This window comes from Streptomyces smaragdinus, assembly GCF_009604385.1.
Taxonomy (GTDB): domain Bacteria; phylum Actinomycetota; class Actinomycetes; order Streptomycetales; family Streptomycetaceae; genus Streptomyces; species Streptomyces smaragdinus.
In genome coordinates, this window is sequence record NZ_WEGJ01000086.1 from 1 (window position 1) to 4,257 (window position 4,257).

At 71.2% G+C, this 4,257-nt stretch carries 5 protein-coding genes; 1 reads left to right on the top strand and 4 read right to left on the bottom strand.

Features of this window, described 5'->3' with window-relative positions; all coding sequences use genetic code 11:
• Positions 1-69: 69 nt before the first annotated feature.
• The 3 genes from rpsI to SRB5_RS35595 all read right to left on the bottom strand — a co-directional run bounded on the left by rpsI (position 70) and on the right by SRB5_RS35595 (position 2,885).
• Positions 70-567, bottom strand: a complete 498-nt coding sequence (rpsI, locus tag SRB5_RS35585; RefSeq protein ID WP_323379049.1) for a 30S ribosomal protein S9 — start codon at positions 565-567, stop codon at positions 70-72.
• Positions 568-609: 42 nt separating this feature from the next.
• Positions 610-1,053, bottom strand: a complete 444-nt coding sequence (gene rplM, locus SRB5_RS35590) for a 50S ribosomal protein L13 (RefSeq protein WP_323379050.1) — start codon at positions 1,051-1,053, stop codon at positions 610-612.
• A gap of 212 nt (positions 1,054-1,265) precedes the next feature.
• Positions 1,266-2,885, bottom strand: coding sequence for an ABC-F family ATP-binding cassette domain-containing protein (locus SRB5_RS35595; protein ID WP_153457985.1), 1,620 nt, complete (start codon positions 2,883-2,885; stop codon positions 1,266-1,268).
• A 134-nt stretch (positions 2,886-3,019) separates the two neighbouring features.
• Between SRB5_RS35595 and SRB5_RS35600 the strand changes: the two genes are divergently transcribed.
• Positions 3,020-3,958, top strand: coding sequence for an NAD-dependent epimerase/dehydratase family protein (locus SRB5_RS35600; RefSeq protein ID WP_153457987.1), 939 nt, complete (start codon positions 3,020-3,022; stop codon positions 3,956-3,958).
• Positions 3,959-3,961: 3 nt separating this feature from the next.
• Here SRB5_RS35600 and SRB5_RS36960 read toward each other — a convergent pair.
• Positions 3,962-4,257, bottom strand: a 296-nt coding sequence (locus SRB5_RS36960) for a holo-ACP synthase (RefSeq protein ID WP_228390705.1), incomplete at its 5' end; no start/stop codon positions are given.

Consider the following 4,257-nt stretch of genomic DNA (forward strand, 5'->3'; position numbering starts at 1 on the left):
CCCCGGCGGCACTGGACAGTGCCGCCGGGGCGTTCGCGTACGGATGCCGCAGAACGACGAGCGCGGTGATCAGCGCTTGCTGTACTGGGTGCCCTTACGGGCCTTCTTCAGACCGGCCTTCTTCCGCTCGACCGCACGGTCGTCACGGGTCAGGAAGCCGGCCTTCTTGAGCGGGCCGCGGTTGTTGTCGACGTCCGCCTCGTTCAGCGCGCGGGCGACGCCCAGGCGCAGCGCACCGGCCTGGCCGGAGATGCCGCCGCCGTTGATCCGGGCGATGACGTCGTACCGGTTGTCCAGCTCGAGCACCTTGAAGGGCTCGTTGACTTCCTGCTGGTGCACCTTGTTCGGGAAGTAGGTCTCCAGGGTGCGACCGTTGATCTTCCACTTGCCGGAGCCCGGAACGATCCGGACGCGGGCGATCGCGTTCTTGCGGCGGCCGGTGCCGGCACCCGGCAGGGCCTCGCCGAAAGCGGACGCGAGCGACTCGCTGGTGTACTCCTGGGCGTCGGGGGTCTCGGTCGTGTACTCCTCGACCTCGATGACGTCCTCGGCGGTGGTCTCAGCCACGATTCTCCTCAGATTCTCTCTCGTCTTAGGGGGTGGCCGGACTTACTGCGCGACCTGGGTGATCTCGAACGGCACCGGCTGCTGAGCCGAGTGCGGGTGTTCGGCACCGCGGTAGACCTTCAGCTTCGAGAGCATCTGACGGCCCAGGGTGTTCTTCGGGAGCATGCCCTTGACGGCCTTCTCGATGGCCTTCTCGGGGTTGTTCGTGAGCAGGTCCTCGTAACGGACGCTGCGCAGACCACCCGGGTAGCCGGAGTGGCGGTAGGCGAGCTTCTGGGTCCGCTTGTTGCCGGAGAGGTGCACCTTCTCGGCATTGATGATGATGACGAAGTCACCAGCGTCAATGTGAGGCGCGTACACCGGCTTGTGCTTACCCCGCAGAAGCGTGGCGGCCTGGGTGGCCAGGCGGCCGAGAACGACGTCCTCGGCGTCGATGACGTGCCACTGGCGCTGGACGTCGCCGGGCTTGGGGCTGTACGTACGCACGGTCGTAGCCTTCACTTCTTCAATGAGTGGGTCCTGACAAGGCCACCGGAGAAGGCCCGCGTGGGCGGCGGACGGGTGACGCAACCCGTGTCCACGACCGTGCGGCTCAGCACCGGTGTCCGGTGTAAGGGCCCCTCACGTGAGAATGAGCAAGCCAATACACACAACGAACTGGCAGGATACCGGTTCGCTCGGCCGGGGGTCAAAACGGGTCAGCGGGCCCGGGCCACCCGCTTCTCGTCCCAGACGGCCTCCGGGGTCTCCCGGACCCGGCCGTCGGCGCCGAAGACCAGGAAGCGGTCGAAGGTCTTCGCGAACCAGCGGTCGTGGGTGACGGCCAGCACCGTCCCCTCGTACGCCTCCAGGCCCTCCTGGAGGGCCTCCGCGGACTCCAGGTCCAGGTTGTCCGTGGGCTCGTCCAGCAGCAGCGCGGTGGTGCCCGACAGCTCCAGCAGGAGGATCTGCAGGCGGGCCTGCTGGCCGCCCGACAGCTTGTCGAAGGGCTGCTCGGCCTGGCCGGTCAGCTCGTAGCGGCGCAGCGCGGACATGGCCGCCCCGCGGTCCTTGGCGTGTTCCGTCCACAGGATGTCGAGGAGCGTACGCCCCTGGAGCTCCGGGTGGGCGTGGGTCTGGGCGAAGTGGCCGGGGACGACGCGGGCGCCCAGCTTCCACTGGCCGGTGTGGGCGACGTCACCGCCGGCCAGCAGGCGCAGGAAGTGCGACTTGCCGGAGCCGTTCGAGCCGAGGACGGCGACGCGCTCGCCGTAGAAGACCTCGAGGGAGAACGGCTTCATCAGGCCCGTGAGCTCCAGATCGACGCAGGTCACGGCACGGACGCCGGTGCGGCCGCCGCGCAGGCGCATCGTGATGTCCTGTTCGCGGGGCGGGGCCATGGGCGGGCCCGCCTCCTCGAAGCGTTTGAGGCGGGTGCGGGCCGCCTGGAGGCGGGAGGCCATGTCGGAGTTGAAGGCGGCCTTCTGCTTGTACATGATCACGAGGCGTTTGAGCTTGGCGTGCTCCTCGTCCCAGCGGCGGCGCAGCTCCTCGAAGCGCTCGAAGCGCTCCTTCCTGGCCTCGTGGTACGTGGCGAAGCCGCCGCCGTGCAGCCAGACGTCGCTGCCCGCGGCGCCCGGTTCGACGCTGACGATCTTCTCGGCGGAGCGGGCGAGGAGCTCGCGGTCGTGGGAGACGAAGAGGACCGTCTTGGGCGTGGCCAGCAGCTGCTCCTCCAGCCAGCGCTTGCCGGGGACGTCGAGGTAGTTGTCCGGCTCGTCCAGCAGCAGCACCTCGTCGGTGCCGCGCAGCAGGGCCTCCAGGACCAGGCGCTTCTGCTCGCCGCCGGACAGGGTGCGCACCTCGCGCCACTGCGCGCGGTCGTACGGGGTGCCGAGCGCCGCCGTCGTGCACTTGTCCCAGAGGATCTCCGCCTCGTACCCCTGCACCTCGGCCCAGTCGCTGAGGGCCTGGGCGTAGGCGAGCTGGGCGGCCTCGTCGTCGACCGTCATGATCGCGTGCTCGGCCTTGTCCACGGCGGCGGCGGCCTTGCGGATACGGGGCTGGGAGACGGACACCAGCAGGTCGCGCACGGTCCGCTCGTCTCGTACGGAGCCGACGAACTGCGGCATCACGCCCAGGCCACCGCTGACGGTGACGGTGCCGCCGTGCGGCTGGAGCTCGCCGGACAGCAGGCGCAGGAGGGTCGTCTTGCCGGCCCCGTTCGCCCCGACCAGGGCGTAGGCGGCGCCCTCGCCGACGCGGAAGGACACGTCGCCGAGCAGGGGCCTCCCGTCGGGGAGGTAGTACTCGAGGTGTGCGGCTTCCAGATGACCCATGAGGGCGATTGTCGCCCGGGGGCGGGGGCGGGTCCACGCCTTTTCGGGGGTACCCGATGTCACATTCGGCGGCGTGACGTCCGTCCCGGGATGTGAGGGCGTACGCACACGCCCACGCCAGGGAAGGAAGCACGATGAAGGTTCTCGTCACCGGCGCCACCGGAGCGCTGGGCTCGCAGCTCGTCCCGCTGCTCGTGTCGGCCGGGCACACCGTCGTCGGCACCACGACCGGCGAGGCCAAGGCCGCGCGGCTGCGCGAGGCCGGGGCGGAGCCGCTGGTGCTGGACGTGCTGGACGCCGGCGCGGTGCGCGCGGCGGTGGAGCGGGTCCGGCCGGAGGTGATCGTCCACCAGGCGACGGCGCTGTCGGGGAAGCTGGACCTGCGGAAGTTCGACGAGTCGTTCGCGCGTACGAACCGGCTTCGTACCGAGGGCACCGACAATCTGATCGCGGCGGCGGCTGCCGCCGGCGGGGTGCGGCGGCTGGTCGTGCAGAGCTTCACAGGCTGGACGTACGAGCGGACCGGCGGGCCGGTGAAGACGGAGGACGACCCGTTCGACCCGTCGCCCGCGCCCGGCTCGGAGCGGAGCCTGGCGGCCATCCGGCATCTGGAGCAGGCCGTGACCTCGGCGCCGGGGATGGAGGGGCTGGTGCTGCGGTACGGCGGGTTCTACGGGCCGGGGACGTCCGTCGGGGAGGGCGGGGAGCAGGTGGACATGGTGCGCAAGCGGCGGTTCCCCGTGGTGGGGGACGGGGGCGGGGTGTGGTCGCTGATCCACATCGCGGACGCCGCTGCCGCCACCGCCGCGGCCGTGGACCGGGGTGCGCCGGGGGTCTACAACATCGTGGACGACGAGCCGGCGCGGGTCGCGGAGTGGCTGCCGGCCCTGGCCCGGGCGCTGGGGGCGAAGCCGCCGCGCCGGGTGCCGGTGTGGGTGGGCAGGCTGGCCGCGGGTGCCTTCGCCACCACGTGGATGACGCAGGGCCGGGGGGCGTCGAACGCGAAGGCCAAGCGGGAGCTGGGGTGGAAGCCGCGGTACGCGTCGTGGCGGGAGGGGTTCAAGACCCTCTGAGGGTCACCCCTCCGCGATCACCACGGCCGACGCCACCCCCGCGTCGTGGCTGAGGCTCACGTGCCAGTGCCGGACGCCGAGCTCGGCGGCGCGGGCGGCCACCGTGCCCCGTACCCGCAGGAAGGGGCGGCCGTCCTTCTCCGCGCACACCTCGGCGTCGTGCCAGTGCAGGCCGCCGATCTTCTCCTCGCCGACCTTCTTCAGGTCCTTGGAGGCGGTCATGCTCTCGGCCTCGCCGGTGGGGTCCGTCCCCGCGCCCGCGCCGGAGAACGGGTCCTCGCCCTCGCCCAGCGTGGTCA